Origin of the sequence: Streptomyces sp. NPDC048275 (assembly GCF_040652275.1) — a bacterium.
Taxonomy (GTDB): domain Bacteria; phylum Actinomycetota; class Actinomycetes; order Streptomycetales; family Streptomycetaceae; genus Streptomyces.
Map to the genome: position 1 here is coordinate 1 of NZ_JBEZLR010000063.1, position 21,595 is coordinate 21,595.

General features: G+C 69.7%; 12 protein-coding genes and 2 pseudogenes. 2 read left to right on the plus strand and 12 right to left on the minus strand.

The features are described from left to right. Window positions 1-137: 137 nt before the first annotated feature. The 8 genes and pseudogenes from ispG to AB0D57_RS30480 form a co-directional block, all read right to left on the minus strand. Window positions 138-1,295, minus strand: coding sequence for a flavodoxin-dependent (E)-4-hydroxy-3-methylbut-2-enyl-diphosphate synthase (gene ispG / locus AB0D57_RS30445; RefSeq protein ID WP_362080028.1), 1,158 nt, complete (start codon window positions 1,293-1,295; stop codon window positions 138-140). 167 nt (window positions 1,296-1,462) lie between these two features. Next, entirely contained in the window at window positions 1,463-2,767 is a 1,305-nt protein-coding gene (locus tag AB0D57_RS30450; RefSeq protein WP_362080031.1) for a site-2 protease family protein, read from the minus strand. Continuing rightward, window positions 2,764-4,020: a 1-deoxy-D-xylulose-5-phosphate reductoisomerase gene (dxr, locus tag AB0D57_RS30455; RefSeq protein WP_362080035.1), complete on the minus strand. Its 1,257-nt coding sequence runs from the start codon at window positions 4,018-4,020 to the stop codon at window positions 2,764-2,766. Before dxr ends, AB0D57_RS30450 begins: the two co-directional genes overlap by 4 nt. A gap of 85 nt (window positions 4,021-4,105) precedes the next feature. Next, entirely contained in the window at window positions 4,106-6,865 is a 2,760-nt protein-coding gene (gene secA / locus AB0D57_RS30460; RefSeq protein ID WP_362080038.1) for a preprotein translocase subunit SecA, read from the minus strand. 27 nt (window positions 6,866-6,892) lie between these two features. Further along, window positions 6,893-7,261 carry a hypothetical protein gene (locus AB0D57_RS30465; RefSeq protein WP_362080041.1) on the minus strand — a complete coding sequence of 123 codons (369 nt, stop codon included), beginning with the start codon at window positions 7,259-7,261 and terminating at the stop codon, window positions 6,893-6,895. Between the two features lie 220 nt (window positions 7,262-7,481). Next, entirely contained in the window at window positions 7,482-9,425 is a 1,944-nt protein-coding gene (locus AB0D57_RS30470) for an acyl-CoA dehydrogenase family protein (protein WP_362080044.1), read from the minus strand. A 147-nt stretch (window positions 9,426-9,572) separates the two neighbouring features. Further along, window positions 9,573-9,818 (minus strand): annotated as a pseudogene (locus tag AB0D57_RS30475) (endo-1,4-beta-glucanase); the annotation flags it as partial. 295 nt (window positions 9,819-10,113) lie between these two features. After that, window positions 10,114-10,602 (minus strand): annotated as a pseudogene (locus tag AB0D57_RS30480) (endo-1,4-beta-glucanase); the annotation flags it as partial. 296 nt (window positions 10,603-10,898) lie between these two features. On the opposite strand from AB0D57_RS30480, the gene AB0D57_RS30485 reads away from it, so the two are divergent. Beyond that, window positions 10,899-11,912: a LacI family DNA-binding transcriptional regulator gene (locus AB0D57_RS30485; RefSeq protein ID WP_362080047.1), complete on the plus strand. Its 1,014-nt coding sequence runs from the start codon at window positions 10,899-10,901 to the stop codon at window positions 11,910-11,912. 118 nt (window positions 11,913-12,030) lie between these two features. Further along, on the plus strand, window positions 12,031-14,082 hold the full coding sequence (locus tag AB0D57_RS30490; protein WP_362080050.1) for a glycoside hydrolase family 31 protein: 2,052 nt from the start codon (window positions 12,031-12,033) through the stop codon (window positions 14,080-14,082). 54 nt (window positions 14,083-14,136) lie between these two features. Here AB0D57_RS30490 and AB0D57_RS30495 read toward each other — a convergent pair whose 3' ends face one another. The 4 genes from AB0D57_RS30495 to AB0D57_RS30510 form a co-directional block, all read right to left on the minus strand. Continuing rightward, window positions 14,137-14,856, minus strand: coding sequence for a hypothetical protein (locus AB0D57_RS30495; RefSeq protein WP_362080053.1), 720 nt, complete (start codon window positions 14,854-14,856; stop codon window positions 14,137-14,139). Window positions 14,857-15,009: 153 nt separating this feature from the next. Then, entirely contained in the window at window positions 15,010-17,286 is a 2,277-nt protein-coding gene (locus AB0D57_RS30500) for a glycoside hydrolase N-terminal domain-containing protein (protein ID WP_362080056.1), read from the minus strand. A gap of 5 nt (window positions 17,287-17,291) precedes the next feature. Further along, window positions 17,292-19,316: a beta-galactosidase gene (locus AB0D57_RS30505; RefSeq protein WP_362080059.1), complete on the minus strand. Its 2,025-nt coding sequence runs from the start codon at window positions 19,314-19,316 to the stop codon at window positions 17,292-17,294. Continuing rightward, on the minus strand, window positions 19,316-21,529 hold the full coding sequence (locus AB0D57_RS30510) for a 1,4-beta-glucanase (RefSeq protein WP_362080062.1): 2,214 nt from the start codon (window positions 21,527-21,529) through the stop codon (window positions 19,316-19,318). Before AB0D57_RS30510 ends, AB0D57_RS30505 begins: the two co-directional genes overlap by 1 nt. Window positions 21,530-21,595 lie beyond the last annotated feature (66 nt).

Genomic DNA, 21,595 nt, shown 5'->3' on the forward strand with positions numbered 1-21,595 from the left:
GGGAGCGGGCGACGGAGGTCGGACGGGATGCCGTGGTCGCGGCCGAGCGGGCGTTCGCTCAGCTCGGGGCCGGGCTTCCGCGGGGAGCCCGGGTCCCTCGCGTCACGAGGCGGGTCAGTGCGTCGCCGGCAGCACGGTCAGCCGGCCACCGACACCGAAGGCTCGCCGGAGGCGATGCCGTCCGCTTCCATCTGCTCGGCGAGCTTCATCGCTTCCTCGATGAGGGTCTCCACGATCTTCGATTCCGGCACGGTCTTGATGACCTCGCCCTTGACGAAGATCTGCCCCTTGCCGTTGCCGGAGGCGACGCCGAGGTCGGCCTCGCGGGCCTCGCCCGGACCGTTCACCACGCAGCCCATGACGGCGACGCGCAGCGGGACCTCCATGCCGGTCAGACCCGCGGTGACTTCCTCGGCCAGCTTGTAGACGTCGACCTGGGCGCGACCGCAGGACGGGCAGGAGACGATCTCCAGGCCGCGCTGCTTCAGGTTCAGCGACTCCAGGATCTGGAGGCCGACCTTGACCTCCTCGGCGGGCGGAGCGCTCAAGGACACGCGGATCGTGTCGCCGATGCCCTCGGAGAGCAGCGCGCCGAAGGCGACGGCCGACTTGATGGTGCCCTGGAAGGCGGGGCCCGCCTCGGTCACACCCAGGTGCAGCGGGTAGTCGCATGCGGCGGCGAGCTGCCGGTACGCGTTGACCATGATCACCGGGTCATTGTGCTTGACGGAGATCTTGATGTCCCGGAAGTCGTGCTCCTCGAAGAGCGAGCACTCCCAGAGCGCCGACTCGACAAGCGCCTCGGGGGTGGCCTTGCCGTACTTCTGGAGCAGGCGTCGGTCGAGCGAGCCCGCGTTGACCCCGATCCGGATCGGGGTGCCGGTGTCCTTCGCGGCCCGCGCGATCTCCTTGACCTGGTCGTCGAACTGCTTGATGTTGCCGGGGTTGACGCGGACCGCGGCACAGCCGGCGTTGATCGCCGCGAAGACGTACTTCGGCTGGAAGTGGATGTCCGCGATCACCGGGATCTGCGACTTCTTGGCGATGGTCGCGAGCGCGTCCGCGTCGTCCTGCGTGGGGCAGGCCACGCGCACGATCTGGCAGCCGGACGCCGTCAGCTCGGCGATCTGCTGCAGCGTGGCCCCGATGTCCGACGTACGCGTCGTCGTCATCGACTGCACCGAGACGGGCGCGTCTCCACCCACGGCCACGGTTCCGACCTGGATCTGCCGGCTCTTGCGGCGCTCGGCCAGCTTGGTCGGAACGGACGGCATGCCGAGAGAAATCGCAGTCATCTGCTGTGCAACCCCAAGTTGTGGATCAAGGTCCCGGAATCGTGGGCTCCAGGCTTCGAGATTACGGCACGGGCACCCGCCCGAGCACATCCCGTCCCTGAAGCCACCCCATGGAAGGGCGGTCGGGCGCACAGCATGCCCGACCGCCACAAACGCCGCGCTACTGGCTAGGAGATGCGCACCGGGTTGACGACGTCGGCGATGAACACGAGCAGGGTGAAGCAGACGAAGATTCCGGCCACCACATAAGCCACCGGCATCAGCTTCGCGACATCGAACGGGCCCGGGTCGGGCCGCCTCAGCACCTTGGCCGTGTTCCGGCGCAGCGACTCCCACAGGGCGCCCGCGATGTGCCCGCCGTCGAGCGGGAGCAGCGGGAGCATGTTGAACAGGAAGAGGGAGAGGTTGAAGCCGGCGACCAGGAACAGCATCATCGCGACCTGCTGGGACGCCGGGATGTCCAGCGTGAACACGTCGCCGCCTATGCGGGCCGCGCCGACCACGCCCATCGGGGAGTCCGCCTTGCGCGGGCCGTCGCCGAAGGCCGCGTCCCACAGGTCGGGAATCTTGGCGGGCAGCGAGATCAGCGACTCGACGCCGTTCTCCATCATGTCGCCCATGCGGTCCGCGGACTGGCCGAAGGACTGCTGGACGATGCCGGTGGCGGGGGTGAAGCCGAGGAAGCCGGCGTAGACGTACTTGCCCTCGACATAGCCGCCGCTGCCGTCGCTCTGACTGACCTGGTTCTTGATCAGGTGGGCGGTGAGGTCCACCTGCTCGCCCTTGCGCTCGACGGTGAGCGTGACGTCCTTGCCGGGGTTGGCGCGGATGTCGGCCTGGAGGGCCGACCAGTCCTGGACGCTCTTGCCGTTGAACGCGACGATCTTGTCGCCGCCCTTGAGTCCGGCCGCCTTGGCGGGCGCGGCCTGGTCACTCGTCTTGCACTCGGACCGGGCCTCGCTCTGCTCGATGACGCAGTCCGAGACCTTGCCGACCGTGGTGGTCTGGGTCTGGACCCCGAACGTCATCATGACGCCGAAGAAGATCGCCACGGCCAGGATCAGGTTCATGAAGGGGCCCGCGAACATCACGATCACGCGCTTCCACGGCTTGCGCGTGTAGAACAGGCGGGTCTCGTCGCCGGGCTTGAGTTCCTCGAACGCGGCCGATCTGGCGTCCTCGATCATGCCGCGGAAGGGGGAGGTCGAGCGGGCCTCGATCCTGCCGTCCGGCCCCGGCGGGAACATGCCGATCATGCGGATGTAGCCGCCGAGCGGGACCGCCTTGATGCCGTACTCGGTCTCGCCCTTCTTCCGCGACCAGATGGTCGGACCGAAGCCGACCATGTACTGCGGCACACGGATGCCGAAGAGCTTGGCCGTCGACAGGTGTCCCAGCTCGTGCCAGGCGATCGAGATGAGCAGGCCGACCACGAAGACGACTATGCCGAGGATCATCATCAAGGTCGTCATGCACGAACCTCCGCGGTTGTCGTCTGTGCCGTCAGTTCCCGGGCCCGGGCGCGCGCCCAGGTCTCCGCTTCGAGGACGTCCGCGACGGTCAGGGAAGTTCCCGTACCGGGTGTGCCGTGTTCCTCGACCACCCGTGTGACGGTCTCCATGATGCCGTTGAACGGCAGCGTGCCGTTCAGGAACGCGTCCACGCACTCCTCGTTGGCGGCATTGAACACCGCCGGGGCCGTGCCCGCGAGCTCCCCGACGTGCCGGGCGAGCCCGACCGAGGGAAACGCGTCGTTGTCGAGCGGGAAGAACTCCCAGCTCGACGCCTTGGTCCAGTCGAAGGCCGGCGAGGCGTCCGGGACGCGCTCCGGCCAGCCGAGCCCGATGGCGATCGGGCCCCGCATGTCGGGGGGCGTCGCCTGGGCCATCGTCGATCCGTCCGTGTACTCAACCATCGAGTGGACATACGACTGCGGGTGCACCACCACCTCAATGCGATCGAAGGGAATGTCGTAGAGGAGGTGTGCCTCGATGACTTCCAGACCCTTGTTGACCAAGGTCGCCGAGTTGATCGTGATGACCGGGCCCATGGCCCAGGTGGGGTGTGCGAGGGCGTCCGCCGGGGTGACGTCGGCCAGCTCCGCCTTCGTACGGCCTCGGAAAGGGCCGCCGGAGGCGGTCACGACCAGCTTGCGCACATCCGCGCGGGTGCCGGCCGCCAGCGCCTGGAACAGGGCCGCGTGCTCGGAGTCGACCGGGATGATCTGGCCCGGCTTGGCCAGCGCCTTCACCAGTGGGCCGCCCACGATGAGCGACTCCTTGTTGGCGAGCGCGAGGGTGCGGCCCGCCTCCAGGGCGGCGAGGGTGGGCGCGAGGCCGATGGAGCCGGTGATGCCGTTGAGGACGGTGTGGCAGTCGGAAGCGGCGAGCTGAGCCGCCGCCTGCGTGCCCGCGAGGATCTCGGGGAGCGGCTCACCCGCTCCGTACCGCGCCCTCAGCGCCTCGCGCAGTGCCGGTACGACGTCCTCGCGCGCGACGGCGACCACCTCGACGCGCAGCCGGTGTGCCTGCTCGGCGAGCAGTGCGACCCTGCCGCCGGCGGCGGACAGCGCGGTGACCCGGAACCGGTCGGGGTTGCGCAGCACGAGGTCGATGGCCTGGGTGCCGATCGACCCGGTGGAGCCGAGGATCACGACATCCCGGACTCCGTCCACGGAGTCGAAGACAAGATGCGGATCGGCGAGGGGGGCTGGACTGTCGCTCATCCCCCCATTGTGGCCGCAAGACGAGGCGCGCAGGACAGGGCTCCCCTCTTCCGCTCGCTGCCGACGCTCGTCGGCGACGCTCCGTTCACCGCTTGCGGCGGCGGCGTGCCTTGGACCTGCTGGGGCGGGTGCCGCCGCGGGACGGCTCGGCGGGAGCGGCTGGTTCGTCGGCCGTCGCCGGTGCGAAGTCGCCCTGGACCACGCCCTCCGCCGTGTCCAACGTGGGGGCCGTGAAGTGCAGGTCCTCGACGCGTTCGCGGCGTTCGAGGGTCTGCGTGGCGGCGCCGGAGGCGTCCAGGTTGAAGACGTAGCCGACGGACTCCTCCTTGATGGCGTCGGTCATCGCGCCGTACATGTCGAAGCCTTCGCGCTCGTACTCCACGATCGGTTCCCGGCCGAGGGTCCAGCGCAGGCCGATGCCGTCACGGAGGTAGTCCATCTCGTAGAGGTGCTCGCGCCATTTGCGGTCGAGGACGGAGAGGACGACGAGGCGTTCCAGATCGCGCAGGGCGTCGGCCCCGAGTTCGGCCTCCCGGTCCTGGTAGCGGTCGTGGATGTCCCGCGTCGCGGCTTCGATCAGATCGTCGGCGGTGAGGTTCGCGCGGTCGCCGGCCGTCTCCTCCAGCTCCTCGATGGTGATCCGCGCCGGGTACAGCTGGGTGAAGGCGCCCCACAGCCGCTCCAGGTCCCATTCCTCGGGGAAGCCCTCACCCGTCTCCTGTTCGATGTACGCCCGTACGGTGTCGTCCATGAAGTGCAGGAGCTGCTCGCGCAGGTCCTCCCCCGCCAGGACGCGGCGGCGCTCGGCGTAGATGAGGGTGCGCTGCCTGTTGAGCACCTCGTCGAATTTCAGGACGTCCTTGCGGGACTCGAAGTGCTGCTGTTCCACCTGGGCCTGGGCCGAGGCGATGGCGCGCGTGACCATCTTGTTCTCGATGGGCACGTCGTCGGGAACGTTCGCCATCGACATCACACGGTCCACCACCTGGGCGCGGAACAGGCGCATCAGGTCGTCCTCCAGGGAGAGGTAGAAGCGGGAGGCGCCTTTGTCGCCCTGGCGTCCGGAGCGGCCGCGCAGCTGGTTGTCGATGCGGCGCGACTCGTGCCGTTCGGTGCCCAGGACGTAGAGCCCGCCGAGCTCCTTGACCTCCTTGTACGCGGTCTCGACCGCCGCGGTGATCCGTTCGCGGACCTCGCGGCAGGCGTCCGGGTGCTCCGCCTCGGTGAGCTCGCGGCGCTCCAGCTCGGCGGATACCAGCGCCTCCGGGTTGCCGCCGAGCATGATGTCGGTGCCGCGGCCCGCCATGTTGGTGGCGACGGTGACGGCGCCCCTGCGACCCGCCTGGGCCACGATCTGGGCCTCACGCTGGTGGTTCTTGGCGTTGAGCACCTCGTGCCGGATGCCGCGTTTGCGCAGGCGTGCGGACAGCAGCTCGGACTTCTCCACCGAGGTGGTGCCGACGAGGATCGGCTGCCCCTTCGCGTTCCGTTCGGCGATGTCCTCGATGATCGCGGCGTACTTGGCGTCCGCGGTGCGGTAGATCTGGTCGGGGTCGTCGGCGCGCTGCGGGGGCCGGTTCGTGGGGATCGGTACGACCTGGAGCTGGTAGATCTGGTGGAACTCGGCCGCCTCCGTCATCGCCGTGCCGGTCATGCCGGCGAGCTTGTCGTAGAGGCGGAAGAAGTTCTGCAGGGTGATGGTGGCGAGGGTCTGGTTCTCGGCCTTGATCGTCACGCCCTCCTTGGCCTCGATCGCCTGGTGCAGCCCCTCGTTGTAGCGGCGGCCGGCGAGGATGCGGCCGGTGTGCTCGTCGACGATCAGCACCTCGCCGTCCACGACGACGTAGTCCTTGTCCTTGTTGAAGTGTTCCTTGGCCTTGAGGGCGTTGTTGAGATGCCCGATGAGGGACGTGTGGTCGGACTCGTACAGGCTCTCGATACCGAGCTGGTCCTGGAGGTACTCCACACCCCGGTCCAGGATCGCGACGGTGCGCTTCTTCGGGTCGTACTCGTAGTCGTACGTGGCCCGCAGCCGGCCCAGTTCCTCCTTCTCCGCGGGCCGGGTGAACAGCTCGTCCTGCACGCGGACGCCCTTCATCCGTCGTACGAGCTTGGCGAACGCCTCGTACCACTGGGTGGGCTGGTCCGCGGGCCCGGAGATGATCAGCGGGGTGCGGGCCTCGTCGATGAGAATCGAGTCGGCCTCGTCGACGATCGCGAAGTGGTGGCCCCGCTGGACGAGTTCGTCCTGCGACCAGGCCATGTTGTCGCGGAGATAGTCGAAGCCGAACTCGGTGTTGGTGCCGTAGGTGATGTCGCGGGCGTACTGGGCGCGGCGCACGGCGGAGGTCGAGTCCGACTTGATGACGCCGACGGTCAGGCCCATGAAGCGGTACGCGCGGCCCATCCACTCGGCGTCGCGCTCGGCCAGGTAGTCGTTGACGGTGACGAGGTGAACTCCCTTGCCGGCCAGGGCGTTCAAATACACGGGCAGGGTGCCGACGAGGGTCTTGCCCTCCCCTGTCTGCATCTCGGCGATGTTGCCGAGGTGGAGCGCCGCGCCGCCCATCACCTGGACGTCGAAGTGACGCATGCCGAGGGTGCGCCAGGCCGCCTCGCGCATCGCGGCGAAGGCTTCGGGCAGCAGGTCGTCCAGGCTCTCGCCCTCGGCGTGGCGCTTCTTGAACTCCGGGGTGAGGGCCTGGAGTTCGTCGTCGGACAGGGTTTTGAACTCCTCCTGCAGGGAGTTGACCTGATCGACGGAGCGCTGCAGCCGGCGCAGCACGCGCCCCTCGCCGGCCCGCATGATCCTGCCGGTGATGGCATCCAGACCCTTACCTGGCATGGGAATTCCCCCCGCAGTGGAACATGACTAAACGGTGTCCACGAGCATCTGTATCCAGCGATTGGCGCGCTGGAGAATGTGGACGCCCTGCTGATTCGCTTTGATCACCTCGCGCAGGACGGGGTCCTTGACCGCGTCGAGCGCGCTGCGGAAAAGCTGCTGAATGACCGGTCGCTCGCCGGGCCGTCCGGCATCGAGCAGACCGTCGATGTCGCGGAGGTCGATTCTCCGGATCCGTACCGCGTCGAAGGAGGGCACGGGCGGCCGGGGTTCCGCGTCGACCAGGGCCAGCGCGCATTCGTTCAGCAGGACGGCGACGGCGTCCCGGTGCGCCTCGAAGGCCTCCGGCGCGGTCTCGCGCAGTTTCTGCGCCAGCGGCTGCACCTCGTCGCGCACGGTCCGCAGGGCCCGTACGAGATCTGTCTCATGAAGCCGGCGCCAGGCCTCCCCGCGGGCCCGCGTCAGCTGTACCGAAATGCCGTGACTGTATTCTTCCCCGACTCCTTGGCGCATGCACTGTCCCCGTTCGCCATTGTTCTCATTGTTGACGCACGGATTCGGTGCGGCAAGCATCAGAATGGCGAACGGGGACAGCAGTCAATTCCTGAGGAGAATGTCAGCGAATGGGGCGGTGGACGTTTTTCTTCTTCGACGGGCCGGGCGTCGCGTCGGCGATCCAGGGGCCTTCCCCGGACGGGTCGATGACGCCTTGCTCCAGCCACTCGTACGTGCCCGCCAGGACGCCCTTGACGACCTTGCGGTCGATGTCGTCGGTGTTGGTCCACAGCCGGCCGAAGAGTTCGTCGACGCGGACGCGGGACTGGCGGCAGAAGGCGTCGGCGAGTTGGTAGGCCTCGCGGCCGTTCTCCCCGGTGACGCGCAGGTGTTCGGCGCGGACGCAGGCCGCGCTCATCGCGAAGAGCTCGGCGCCGATGTCGACGATCCGGCCCAGGAAGCCCTGTTTGGTCTCCATCCGGCCCTGCCAGCGGGACATCGCGTAGAAGGTGGAGCGGGCGAGCTTGCGGGCGCTGCGCTCGACGTAGCGCAGATGCGGGGAGAGGTCCACGTGGTGGTGGAACGCGCCGTACGCGCCCGGGATCCGACCGGGGCCCGCGACCAGCTTGGGGAGCCACTTGGCGTAGAAGACGCCGGCGTTCGCGCCCGCCTTCGCCTTCTGGGAGAGGGACTTGTCGGGGTCGATGAGGTCACCGGCCACCGACAGATGGGCGTCGACGGCCTCACGGGCGATCAGCAGATGCATGATCTCGGTGGAGCCCTCGAAGATGCGGTTGATGCGCAGGTCGCGCAGGATCTGCTCGGCCGGGACCGCCCGCTCCCCGCGGGCCTTGAGGGACTCCGCCGTCTCGAAGCCTCGGCCGCCGCGGATCTGGACCAGTTCGTCGGCCATCAGACAGGCCATCTCCGAGCCGTACAGCTTGGCGAGGGCGGCCTCGATGCGGATGTCGTTGCGGTTCTCGTCGGCCATCTGCGAGGACAGGTCGAGGACGGCCTCCAGCGCGAAGGTGGTCGCCGCGATGAAGGAGATCTTCGCGCCGACGGCCTCATGGAAGGCGACCGGCTTGCCCCACTGCTCGCGCGCCGCCGACCACTCGCGGGCGATCTTCAGGCACCACTTGCCCGCGCCCACGCACATGGCGGGGAGCGAGAGACGGCCGGTGTTGAGGGTGGTGAGCGCGATCTTCAGGCCCGAGCCCTCCGGGCCGATCCGGTTCGCGGCCGGTACGCGCACCTGGTGGAAGCGGGTGACGCCGTTCTCCAGGCCGCGCAGGCCCATGAAGGCGTTGCGGTTCTCGACGGTGACGCCCTCGGAGCCGGCCTCCACCACGAACGCCGTGATGCCGCCCTTGTGGCCCTCGGACTTCGGCACCCGGGCCATGACGACGAGGAGGTCAGCGACGACACCGTTGGTCGTCCAGAGCTTCACGCCGTCCAGAACGTAGTCGTCGCCTTCGGGCACGGCGGCCGTGGCGAGCCGTGCCGGGTCGGAACCGACGTCCGGCTCGGTGAGGAGGAACGCCGAGATGTCGGTGCGGGCGCAGCGCGGCAGGAAGGTGTCCTTCTGCTCCTGGGTGCCGAACAACTTCAGCGGCTGCGGTACACCGATCGACTGATGCGCGGACAGCAGCGCGCCGATCGCCGGGTTCGCGGAGCCGACCAGGGCCAGCGCCTTGTTGTAGTACACCTGGGTGAGGCCGAGACCGCCGTATTTGGTGTCGATCTTCATGCCGAGGGCGCCGAGGTCCTTGAGGCCGTCGATGACCTCGTCGGGGATCCGCGCCTCCCGCTCGATGCGGGCCGAGTCGATCTTCGTCTCGCAGAAGTCGCGCAGCTTGGCGAGGAACTCCTCGCCGCGCTGTGTGTCCTCGTCGGCCGGCAGGGGGTGCGGGTGGATCAGATCGAGCCGGAAGCGGCCCAGGAACAGTTCCTTGGCGAAGCTGGGCTTGCGCCAGTCTTGTTCGCGGGCCGCTTCGGCGACCTGACGGGCCTCACGTTCGGTGACTGTGGCCTGGTGGGGGGCCTGGTGGGGTGTTGCGGACATGAGGCTCACCTCGCCGCGAATAGGGATCTTGGGGCCGATCGTTACCGACCGGTTCTACTCGATCGTATTTACCCGATTTCGGACCACCCCACCAGTCCTCGCGCGCCGTTCGGGTCACCGGCGCCCGGCCCGCGCCCCTTCCTCGGGTCAGCCGATGTCCACCGAGTACGCCTTCGTGTCGAGCCGCCCCGAGCCGCGGAAGACCTCGGTGCCCGACTCGATGCCGGAGATGTACTTGTCGTTGCTCAGCAGCTTGCGGCGGACCAGCGCCTGGGTGAAGTCGTCCAGGTCGAGGGAGGCCCTGGTGGTGTTGGTGCGGCGGACGAAGGAGTACACCTTCCAGCCGATGTCGCCCTGGTAGATGTCCCACATGGCGCCGCCGAGGCTGACGCTGCCGTACTTGGTGCCTAGGGCCTGTCCGGCGGATCAAGTCGGAGGGAAGCAGCGGTGCCTTGTCGGCGCAGGTGAGCGGGGTCTGGTGCGTCGAGCTGCAAGGCGGAGGAGGGCGTCGACGCGATGGGGGTCCCCCCGCTCGAGCGAAGCCGAGAGTGGGGGAGTCGGCAACCGACGACAACGCCGCAGATCGGCGTGCCAGACCCCGCGTCTCCGGCATGATCCGCCGGACAGGCCCTAGCGGGCCCGCGCCGCCCTGCCGGTTGAGCCAGATCATGATTTCGTCGGTGGGCTGGTCCTGCCAGTCCGCGGTGTTCTTGCTGTGCAGCCACAGGTCGTACGCGACGTTCATGGTGCCGGGGTCGGAGCTGACCGAGAACTCCCAGCTGGTCTTCACCGGCTTGCGGTCGCCGACCCGGACGGGGAGCTCGGTGGCGGCCTTGTCGGTCTTCCAGCCCCAGTGCCAGCCCAGCACGGTGCTGGAGTAGGACTTCACGGCGTTTTCCTTGCCGGCCTTGCTGGCCCAGGTGTAGTCCGTGCCCCAGGCGATGGTGTCACCGCTGCGCGAGGTGTCCCAGACGCACTGGGTGCCGGTGCCGTCGTCCTGCCCCCACAGGTTGTTGTTGACGTAGTACTTGCCCATCGTGACGGTGTCGAAGGCACCGCACTTCTTGCTGGCCTCGCCCGCCTGGGCGACGGTGACGCCTGCGGCGGCCGCGAGCGCCACCGAGCCCGCGAGCAGCGTCTTCGCCTTCTTGGACAGGCGTGGTCGGCGGTGTTGCATCGGTGGTCCTTCCGGGGGACGGTCTGTGTACGACCACTCAGTGGCCGCCGGGGCCAGGAAGGTTGCCGCGCGATCGTGAGGGCGCGGGAAGGCTACGAGAAGGGCGTGAGGAGGGTGCGAGAAGGGCGCCGAACCCGCGCCGCCCTCGCCCCGACCTCACGCCGCAAGAAACCTGTCGAAGCGCTTCGACAACCTATGGACACCCATCACCCATCGAGCTACTGTCGAGCCACCCTCACTCCCCCTTATCCGCAACGCGCACTGTCGAAGCGCTTCACACATTCTTGGAGAGCTGGATGGTCACCCTCGCCGAGGTCGCCCAGCACGCCGGAGTCTCGGCGAGCACGGTGAGCTATGTCCTCAGCGGCAAGCGGTCCATCTCCGCGGGCACCCGGCAGCGGGTCGAGCGGAGCATCCAGGAGCTCGGCTACCACCCGAACGCGGGCGCCCGGGCCCTGGCGAGCAGCCGGTCCAACATCATCGCGCTGATGATTCCGCTCCGCACCGACATGTACGTACCCGTGATGATGGAGATCGCCATCGCGGTGGCGACCCACGCCCGCACCCACGGCTACGACGTGCTCCTGCTCACCGGCGAGGAGGGTCCCGACGCCGTACGCCGCGTCACCGGCAGCGGGCTCGCCGACGCGATGATCCTGATGGATGTCGAACTCGACGACGAGCGACTGCCGTTGCTGCGTCAGACGGACCAACCGTCCGTACTCATCGGCCTGCCCGCCGACACCTCGGGACTGACCTGCGTCGATCTCGACTTCGGCGCGACGGGCGCGCTGTGCGCCGAGCATCTCGCGCTGCTCGGGCACCGTGACATCGCTGTCATCGGGGAGGCGCCCGCGGTCTACGAGCGGCACACGGGTTTCGCCGAGCGCACGCTCGACGGACTCCGCGCCTGTTCCCGGGAGTTGGGCCTGCGCGTGCTGCACCGCCCCTGCGAGGGCGGCTTCGACGCGATGTCCCTGACGCTGGCCCGGGTCTTCGACGAGCGCCCGGGCACCACGGGCTTCGTGGTGCAGAACGAGTCCGCGGTCGAGCCGCTGCTCGCGCTGCTGCGCCGGCAGGGCCGTGCCGTGCCCGAGGACGTGTCGGTGATCGCGATCTGCCCGGACCAGGTCGCCACGCAGGCCTCGGTGCGGCTGACCTCGGTCGCCATCCCCGCTCAGGAGATGGGCCGGCACGCCGTGGAACATCTGATCGCCAAGCTGGAGGGGCACGGCAAGGACGAAGTCGTGCTCATCGCACCCGAGTTGACGGTACGGGCGAGTACGGGCCCGGCGCCGACCGCCAACTGAACGAACCGTCACTCCCCTTTTCCTCGCGCCCAGGGGCGCCGAGGCACCCCATCCTGTCCCGGCCCGCTCGAGTGGCGCCGGGGCTGTATCGCCACTCCTTCCTTCAGGAGCACCCCTCGTGAATCAGCCTGCCGAAAACCAGACCCAGTCAGGCGCAGTCAGCCTCGCGCAGTCCTCCCCCACCGTCGGCACGTTCCGTGAGCGGGACGGCGCGCTGGAGTGGAGCGGCCGCCAGGAGACCGTACGTGTCGAACCCTGGGGCCCGGACGCGGTCCGCGTCCGCACGCGACTCGGCGGACCGGTCCTCGAAGGCCTCCCCGGCGCGCTCCTCGACGAGCCGCCGGTGACCGAGAGCACCGTCAAGATCCAGGACGGCGAGGGCCAGTTGACGGTCGGCGCCCTGACCGTCGAGGTCAGCGCCGAGGGCCTGATCCGCTTCCTGCGCACCGCCGACGGCACCGAACTCCTCGCCGAGGAGCGCGCCCACTTCTGGTGGCCGGGCCCGCGTCTGTACACGCCGATCGGCAACGGCCACCACCGTCTGGAGCAGCGCTTCGCCGCGTACGAGGGCGAGAAGCTGTTCGGCCTCGGGCAGCACCAGCACGGGCTGCTCGACCAGAAGGGCGTGGTCCTCGATCTGGTGCAGCGCAACGCCGAGGTGACCGTCCCGGTGCTCACCTCCAGCCGCGGCTACACCTTCCTGTGGAACAGCCCGGCGATCGGCCGCGTCGAGCTCGCGGGCAACGGCACCCGCTGGGTCGCCGACTCGGCCCGTCAGCTCGACTACTGGATCACGGCGGGCACCCCGGCGGACGCCCAGCGCCGCTACAGCGCCGCGACCGGTCGTACGCCGATGCTGCCCGAGTGGGCGGCCGGCTTCTGGCAGTGCAAGCTGCGCTACCGCACGCAGGACGAGCTCCTCGACGTGGCCCGCGAGTACAAGCGCCGCGGTCTGCCCCTCTCCGTCATCGTCTGCGACTTCTTCCACTGGACCCACCTCGGCGAGTGGAAGTTCGACCCGGCCGAGTGGCCGGACCCGGCGGCGATGCAGCGCGAACTCGCCGAGCTGGGCGTCAAGTTGGTCGTCTCGGTCTGGCCCTCGGTCTCCCCGCTCTCCGAGAACCACCCGCTCATGGAGCAGCGCGGCCACTTCATCGGCACCGAGTACGGCCCGATGGCGCACGCCGACTGGCCCGACAAGCAGGTCGCGTCCACCGTCCAGGTGGCCTTCTACGACGCGACGAACCCGGAGGCCCGCGCGTTCGTGTGGTCCCGGGTGAAGGACAACTACCTCGATCCGTACGGCATCACCGCCTTCTGGCTGGACGCCTGCGAACCGGAGCTGAAGCCGGGCTTCCAGGAGAACCTGCGCTACCACGCCGGCCCCGGCCTCGAGGTCGGCAACCTCTACCCCCGCGAGAACGCCCGCACCTTCTACGAGGGCATGCTCGCCGCGGGCGAGACCGAGATCGTCACCCTCAACCGCTCTGCGTGGGCCGGCAGTCAGCGCTACGGCGCCGCCCTGTGGTCCGGCGACATCGGCACCGACTTCGCGACCCTGCGCCGCCAGATCGCGGCGGGCCTCAACACCGCGCTCTCCGGCATCCCTTGGTGGAACACCGACATCGGCGGCTTCCACGGCGGCGACCCGGACGACCCGGCGTACCGCGAGGTCATGGTCCGCTGGTTCCAGTTCGGCGCGCTCTCCCCGCTGATGCGCCTGCACGGCTTCCGCGACCCGGGCATGCCGCTCGGCCCGGACATGACGGGCGGTCCGAACGAGGTCTGGTCGTACGGCGAGGAGGCCGGCGCGATCCTGGAGAAGTATCTGCGGCTGCGCGAGCGCCTGAAGCCGTACGTCCTGGACATCATGCGCGCCGCGCACGAGGAGGGTCTGCCGGTCATGCGCCCGCTGTTCCTCGAGTTCCCCGAGGACCATGCGGCCTGGTCCATCGACGACGCGTACCTCTTCGGCCCGGACCTCCTGGTCGCGCCGGTGCTCACGGCGGGCGCGACGGTCCGTACGGCGTACCTCCCGGCGGGCGCCCGGTGGACCGACGCGTGGACCGGTGAGACGTACGAGGGCGGCACCGCCGTCACCGTCGACGCCCCGCTGGACCGTATCCCGCTGTTCCTGCGGGACGGGGCGCAGCTGCCTGTGGCGGAGTAGACAGGAAAGTGCGGCCGGCCCCTCCACGGGACCGGCCGCACTTCTGTCTGTCGATCAACTGCTGCTGACCGTCAGGTTGTTGGTCTGGAAGTCCAGGCCGCCCGACGAGGACGTGACTTCGTAACCGAACTGGACGTCTCCGATGGTCTCGTTGCCGAACCAGCCCTTGGTGTCCTTGATCCACTTCAGGATCGGCAGGATGTTGACGGTGCCGGAGGACGAGTCCGAGGTGCGCAGGAACGAGAAGACCTCGTTGGCGCCGTTGTTGCCCTTGTAGACGGTCCAGGTGTGGCCGCCCAGCGTCACATTGCCCTGCGAGGTGCCCAGGGGGCCGACGGCTCCGTTGTAGTTGACCCAGAGCATGATCTCGTAGTCGTAGTCGGTGTCCCAGATGTCGTACGACGTGTTGTACGCGCCGGAGGACGGGACCGTGACGTTGTAGCTGCTGGAGAGCGAACCGAGTGAGGTGATCGTCTTGTTGATCACCTTCTTGGAGTTGGGGTACGACTTGATGCCGCCGGTGTTGGGGTGGTTGGCCCAGACCCCCCAGTTGGTACCGGAGTTGGCCCAGATGCACTGGCTGCCGGCGCCGGAGCCCCAGATGTTGTTGTAGAGCGTGTAGCCGTTCAGTGAGGTGTTGCCCCACTGGTCGCAGGAGTTCCAGACGGCGGCCGAGGCGGGGGCGGAGGCGAGACCGATGGTGGCGCCTAGCGCGAGGGCGGGGGCCGCGAGGGCCTTAGTGACCTTGCCGAGTGTGCGGGCGCGTACTGCCATGGGGATCCTATTCTTGTGGTAATTTCCTTTTGTCCTGCAAGGGATCGGTTCGGGCTGGACCGCAACCTCCGGGTTGGAAGCGCCCTGTTTGCAGGGAGAGCGGAGTCACGGTGTCCCTTCCATGGATGAAGGGACGAAGGGAATAACGGGAAGTCACCACGTCCCCCATGTGAGGACGTGGTCTTCTCCGGCGACGAGGTCGAGCGTGCGTGCGCCGGAGGAAGTCCTGAGGTCAATACGGTGACTACGGGTGGGGTGTACGACGGCCCGAGCCCGCCCCGGCCCCCACTCGAGGTCGACCTCTGCGCCGAACCGCGTCCGCACGCCCCAGAGTTGGCCGGTGGGGCAGGCCGCCGGGAGCGCGGGCAGGAGGACCAGTCGATCGGGGGTCGACTGGACGAGTGCCTCAATGAGCACCGCGGGGAGGGTGTGGGCGGCGTCCGCGTTGTAGACGTGCCGGTCGGGGTAGTGGCCGCTCATCAGGGAGACGTGGAAGAAGTCGCCGGCCAGGACGTTGCCGAGGGCTCCCGCCACCCGGTCCGCGTCGCGCAGCCGGGCCGCCACCAGGGCGTGGTGGAGGTGGCCGTGCGCGGAGTCGTTCTCGGCGCCGCGCAGTTCGAGGGCGCGATGGGCGGCAGCGGCGAGTTCGGGGGTGTCGTACGGGTTGATCTCGTCGAGGGGCCAGACCCCGTAGAGGTGGCTGAGGTGCCGGTGGTCGTAGGTGTCGTCGAGGCCGGGCCAGGCCCACTCGGCGAGCGCGCCGTCGGCGTTGACGCGGTGCGGCGGCAGCCGGTCGGCGAGCGCGCGCCAGCGCCGGCCCTCGGGTCCCGGGTGGTAGTGGGCCGCCGTGAGGAGGGCGTGCCGGGCCGCCGAAAGGTCCATGGCGGCGTTGAGGGTGATCCAGCTCGCGTTCGCGGGCCGGTTCTCCGGCGAGTACGACGGCACGACGACGAGGTGGCCGTTGTCGTCGGTCCGGGTGAGGAAGTCCTCGTAGAAGTACGCCACTTCGGCGAGCGCGGCGGCCAGCCGCGGATCGCGCGCGCCGCGCGTCTCGTCGTGGTCCACGAGGGGCTTCAGCAGCCAGTCGGCACCCGCGGTCCACACATGCAGGGGGTACTCGCGGCTGAGGTGGTAGATGTGCCCGGACTCACCGTCGGTGTGCGCGGGGGCGACGACGCCACGGGCCCCGAAGACGGCACGGGCGTTGTCGCGCCAGTGCGGCAACTGGCCGTGGATCAGCGCGGCATGAGCCTCGGAGACCTCTGGGAGGGCGGCCGCGGCGGCCGACGCCGTCTGCAGGTTGACATTGGCGTCGGTGGTGAAGGCCCCTGCCCAGGCGGTGTCCCAGTCGCCGGTCCACAGGCCGGTCAGCCGTGGGGGCAGTATCCCGGCGGAGGACAGCAGGTGGTAGCGGCCGGCCGCGAAGAGGCGTTCGAGGAGGGCGGGGCTCTTCGGGCGGCGGACCAACTCGGAGCCAGGTAGGGCACGTTCGGTGGGGTCGGCACACAGGTCCAGACCCGCGCGAAGGTAGGCGGGGCGGTGGAGGGCGGTGTGACGGGCGAGGAGGTGGGCGTAGGCGTTCTCGGCAGAGTCGCTACGGCCCTCGCCCTCGCCCTCGCTCCCGCCTTCGCCTTCGCCCTCGCCTCTGTCCGGCAGCAGCGCGCGCAGCTCGCGGGCCTCGGCGAGCGCGTCCAGCTCGCCGCCCGTGTGTCGCCGTACGCGCGTGAGCAGGAGGACCGAGCGCGCGCCTTGCACGCGTACGCCGGGCAGCGCCGCCTGGGCGCGGCCGCCGGTGACCACGACGAGCGTCACTCCTGTGTACGCGCGGTCACTGTCCGGGTAGCGGGCCCGCAGCGTCAGGAGGGCACCCTCGGGCGTGAGCACCGTACTGTGACCGACTGCCAAGTCACTGGGTGCGCCCGGCAGTCGATGGTCGAGCGTGACTTCCACCAAGGGGCCGGGGTCGGTCACGTACTGCACCACGACGTCGTCCGCACGCGACACGAAGACCTCGCTGCGCCGGCCCCCGCACAGGCTACGGACGACGCCGGTGGTGAAGTCGACCTCGCGCCGGTACGAGGGGCACAGCTCCTCCGAGCGGCGCAACCGCACCTGGAAGGCCGGGTGGAAGGGCTGCACCCACAGCAGCGAACGCCCGTCGGTGAACTCCTCCCCCGCGGTGACGTCACCGGCCAGCAGGCGGTCCTGGAGCGCCGGGAGTCGGGCCGCCAGCTCGGGCGGGCGCGCGTCCTGGCTGCCGTTCGGGCGGATCAGGGTGTGATGGTTGACGATCACCCGGTCGTCGTTCGGATCACCGAACACCATGACGCCGTGCGCGCCGTTGCCGCTCAGGAAGGCGTCCTCCCAGCGTGCGGCGGGCTTTGGCTCCCAGGTGCTGTGGACGGGGTCTCTGTGGACGGGCTCACTCATGAGGTTCACGGCGCCGCCTCCAGCACGGCGACGCCGTACCGGCTCAGTTCCACGGCGTCGGTGACGTCCGCGCCGGTCAGCAGGTCGCGGTGGCGGCCCGGCACGGGCACGGTGACCGTGTCGCGCCCGTGGTGGAGCAGGAACAGCAGCTCACCTCGGCGTACGGCCTCCACGCCCGTCGGCAGGTTGTCGAGCGGCGGCCGTACGCCCGCCTCCTCCGCTATCCCGGCGATCAGCGTCCGCAACGCCTCCGGCTCGGGGAGGGTGGACAGATACCAGGCGCGGCCCTTGCGCAGCACGGCCGGGAGACCGTCCAGCTCGCCGCCCTTGTACGGGGTGACGGAGTCGGCGGCGGCCTCGATCTCCTCGGACCACAGGGTGCCGCGAAAGCCCTCGACGTCGACCGTCTCGCCGGCGTCGAGCGGCCACCACTCGTGCAGGGTGCGGATGCCGAAGAGGTCGCGCAGGCGCTCGTCCATGCCGCCGGGGCGCACCCGGTCGTCCTGGTCGGCGACTCCGGTCAGGAAGCCGGAGACGAGGGTGCCGCCGCCGCGGACGTACGCGAGGAGGTTGTCGATCGCGGCGTCGGTGAGGAGGTAGAGCTGCGGTACGAGGACGAGCTTGTACGGGGACAGGTCGTGCTCGGGGTGGGCGAAGGCGGCGGTGGTGTTCGCCTCCCACAGGGCGCGGTGCCAGGCGCGTACGACAGCCGGGTACTCGACCTCGGAGGACAGCCGCCCGTCCTGCTGACTCGCCCACCAGGCGTTCCAGTCGAGGAGCACGGCGACATCGGCCCCGGCAACGTGACTGTCCGTCACCTTCTCGCTCAGCAGGGCGAGTTCGGCCCCGATGAGCTTGATCTCCTGGAAGGTTCGGCCCCGCTCCCCCGCGTGGCTGACCATGCCGGAGTGGAACTTCTCGGAGCCCTGCCGGGACTGCCGCCACTGGAAGTAGCAGACGGCGTCGGCGCCGCGGGCCACGGCCTGGAGCGACCAGAGCCGGTTGAGGCCGGGCGGCTTGGGGTGGTTGACGCCGCGCCAGTTGACGGGGCCCGCCGCCTGCTCCATGACCATCCAGGGGCCACCGCGGGCCTGCGAACGGGTCATGTCGTGGATCAGCGCGCCGTGTTGGCCGCCCAGCGGGTCGCGCGGGTCCGGATAGACGTCGACCGAGACGACGTCCTCCCGCTCGGCCCAGACCCAGGCGTCCTGGCCCTGCCAGAAGGGCATGAAGTTGCTGGTCACGGGGATGTGCGGGGTGTGCCGGGCGACGATGTCACGCTCGGCGACGTAGCACTCCATGAGCGCGTCGGAGGTGAAGCGCTTGAAGTCGAGGACCTGGGTGGGGTTGTTCATGTACTGGGCGCGGCGCGGCGGGATGATCTCGTCCCAGGAGTCGTAGCGCTGGCTCCAGAAAGCGGTGCCCCAGGCGGTGTTGAGCGCATCGATCGTCTCGTACCTGCGGCGCAGCCAGACCCGGAAGGCGCGGGCGGCCTCGTCGCCCCAGTCGTGGGTGCAGTACTCGTTGTTGATGTGCCACATGGTGAGGGCGGGGTGGTTCCCGTAGCGGGCGGCCAGGTCCTCGGTGATGGCGGCGGCGTAGCGGCGGTAGACGAGGCTGGAGTGCGAGAACTGCTGGCGCGAGCCCCACCACACGATCTGCCCGTTCTCTTCGCGCGGCAGCGTCTCGGGGTGCAGCTTGCCCATCCATGGGGGCGGGGCGGAGGTGGGGGTGGCGAGGACGACGCCGATGCCGTTCTCGTGCAAGAGGTCCATCAGCCGGTCGAGCCAACCGAACTCCCGTGCTCCTGGCCGGGGTTCGAGCTGCGCCCAGGAGAAGACCCCGACGGTGACGGAGTTGACGCCGGCCTCCTTCATGAGGCGTACGTCGTCCTGCCAGACCTCCTCGGGCCACTGCTCGGGGTTGTAGTCGCCGCCGAAGAGGATGCGGCCGCGGGTGGCGTCGCTCAGTCCGGGCCCCTGACCGGGCCCCTGACCGGGCCCCTTGCCGGGTCCCTTATGCGTAGGCATCAGACCGGCTCCCCGTACTGGATGCCGCGGCCGTTGGTGGCGACATACACGCGGCCGTACACGCGCGGGTCGCCGGTGATGACCTCTCCGGTCCAGCCCCACTGGTGGGCGTCGTCGTTGATCCGGACCCAGGTCTTGGCCTCGTCGTCCGAGCGATGGACGGCGGTGATCGTCTCCGTCGCGCCGACGAAGTAGATCGCCGGGTGGTCCGCACCGTCGGCCGCCTTGCCGAAACCGAGGGTGTACGAGGCCCAGCAGCTGTCGATCTTGGCGAAGCTCGCCCCGCCGTCGGTGGACCGATAAAGCCCGTTCCACTTGACGGAGAGCCACAGGTCGCCGCTCCGCCCGGGGGCGGCGACCAGCTCGAACTGGCTGTCGCCGGAGGGCAGCCCGGCCGCACGCGCCGTGAACGAACGGCCACTGTCAGTGCTCGCGTACAGCGTTCCTGTGTCGGTGTCGTATGCGTAGAAGAGCGTCGGGTCGGCCGGGTCGGCGACCGGCGTGGCGCCCTTCGGGAAGGAGGAGACCTCGGACCAGGTCGTGCCGTTGTCCGTCGAGCGGTGCGCTGCGTACTTCGTGCCGTCCCAGTGCACGAAGGACCACAGCAGCACGCTGCCGTCGGTGTTGGTGGCGATCGGCCCCGGTGCGTTCTTGGCGATGTCGGGCTGGGCCTCGAAGGGCGCCCAGGTCTGCCCGCCGTCGTGGGAGTGGGCGCCGTTGCCGTTGTCGCCCCAGCCCGTGCGGACGACGTACGCCGGCTCGGCCGCGGCCTGGGCGAGTCCCGTCGCCGTCCCGAACACGGGGTTCGTCGCCATGCCGCGCGACGGAGACGCCGTGAGCCGCTCGTGGTACGTCACGCCGATGTCCCCGAGTCCGCTGATCAGGTGCGCCTCCCCGACCGGGGGCGAGATCAGCTGGCGCACGGACGTCTCCTCCAGGCCGCGGATCTGTGGCGCCCAGCGCTTGAGGTCGCGGGTGCCGTAGAGGGTCGCGCCGGTCCCGTACACGACGTGCTTCGAGTCGTACGGGTCGAGGGCGAGTGCCTGGATCCACCAGCCGAACTTCGGCTGGTCCCCACCCCAGTTGAGGAAGGGAGTCTCGGACACGTCGAACACAGCGGTGTCCTTGAGGGACGTCCAGGTGCGTCCGCCGTCGGTGGAGCGGAAGACGGTGTCGCCGTCGGCCCAGCGGTTGTTGGTGGAGACGACGACGGTGCCCGCGCGGCGGGCGTCGACGGCGACCCCGCCATAGGCGAAGTTGTCGGCCGTGGTGCCGCCCGGCTCGACCGGGGTGACGTCGGTCCAGGCGCCGGTCGCGGTGCGCAGCTTGTGCACGCTGCCGTTGGACTGACCGTTGGGGCCGGGCGCGTCGCCGTACGTCACGTACAGCTCGCGGGTATGCCTGTCGTACGCGGCGCGGAGCGGGACCTTGGCTGCGGTACCGGACGGCTGCCCGGGGACCGCCTCCCAGGTCGTGCCGTCGGACGTGCGGTAGAGGTTCGCCGTGCCCGAGGTGCCGTCGCCGTCGCCCCAGCCGGCGTAGACGGTGCGCCCGACCGCGAGGAGGAACACGACGCCTTGGCCGGAGGCGTTCGGCTGCGCCGGGAAGCCGGTCACGGCTGCCCAGGTGGCACCCCGGTCGGTCGACTTCAACAGCCCGTCGTGTCTGGTCCCCAGCCACAGGGTGTCGCTGTCGCGCGGGTCGACGAGGAGCCGCTCCCCGGCCCCGCGCCCGTCCTCGTTGGCGCCGAGCTTCACGGACAGGTCGGTGCGGGTCCAGGTGGCGCCGCGGTCCTCGGAGCGCAGGACCGCACCGTTGCCCGCCCACGACTGGGCGTAGGTGCCGAGGGCGAGGTAGAGCCGGTCCGGGTGCACGGGGTCGACGGCGAGCGCCTCGACGCCCAGGAGGTTCCAGTCGTCCCAGCCGAGGTGGTCGGTGAGCGGGGTCCAGCGGGCGGCGCGATCGTCCCAGCGATAGGCGCCGCCGATGTCGGTCCGGGCGTAGGCGAGACCACGGACGGAGGGGTGGAAGAGGACACCGGTGACGAAGCCGGTGCCGCCGATGACGGCGTTGCGCCAGCGGTAGCCGGACCCGACGGCGCCCCCGGCGGCCCGCGCCTGGGCCGCGACGGCGGGCACGGCGGGCACGGCGGGCACGGCGGCGGCAGCGGTCCCGGCGAGAACGACTCGCCGACTCGGGCGGGGCGTGCGCATGACATACCTCGTTCTGGAAGGAGGGGGAGGGGTGCCTGTTCAAGAGGTCAGGGGAAACGCCCCTTC

What these genes read in the sequence shown, in the direction of transcription:
- ispG (WP_362080028.1), bottom strand. Translation starts at nt 1,295, where the DNA reads ATGACTGCGATTTCTCTCGGCATGCCGTCCGTTCCGACCAAGCTGGCC.
- AB0D57_RS30450 (WP_362080031.1), bottom strand. Translation starts at nt 2,767, where the DNA reads ATGACGACCTTGATGATGATCCTCGGCATAGTCGTCTTCGTGGTCGGC.
- dxr (WP_362080035.1), bottom strand. Translation starts at nt 4,020, where the DNA reads ATGAGCGACAGTCCAGCCCCCCTCGCCGATCCGCATCTTGTCTTCGAC.
- secA (WP_362080038.1), bottom strand. Translation starts at nt 6,865, where the DNA reads ATGCCAGGTAAGGGTCTGGATGCCATCACCGGCAGGATCATGCGGGCC.
- AB0D57_RS30470 (WP_362080044.1), bottom strand. Translation starts at nt 9,425, where the DNA reads ATGTCCGCAACACCCCACCAGGCCCCCCACCAGGCCACAGTCACCGAA.
- AB0D57_RS30485 (WP_362080047.1), top strand. Translation starts at nt 10,899, where the DNA reads ATGGTCACCCTCGCCGAGGTCGCCCAGCACGCCGGAGTCTCGGCGAGC.
- AB0D57_RS30495 (WP_362080053.1), bottom strand. Translation starts at nt 14,856, where the DNA reads ATGGCAGTACGCGCCCGCACACTCGGCAAGGTCACTAAGGCCCTCGCG.
- AB0D57_RS30500 (WP_362080056.1), bottom strand. Translation starts at nt 17,286, where the DNA reads ATGAGTGAGCCCGTCCACAGAGACCCCGTCCACAGCACCTGGGAGCCA.
- AB0D57_RS30505 (WP_362080059.1), bottom strand. Translation starts at nt 19,316, where the DNA reads ATGCCTACGCATAAGGGACCCGGCAAGGGGCCCGGTCAGGGGCCCGGT.
- AB0D57_RS30510 (WP_362080062.1), bottom strand. Translation starts at nt 21,529, where the DNA reads ATGCGCACGCCCCGCCCGAGTCGGCGAGTCGTTCTCGCCGGGACCGCT.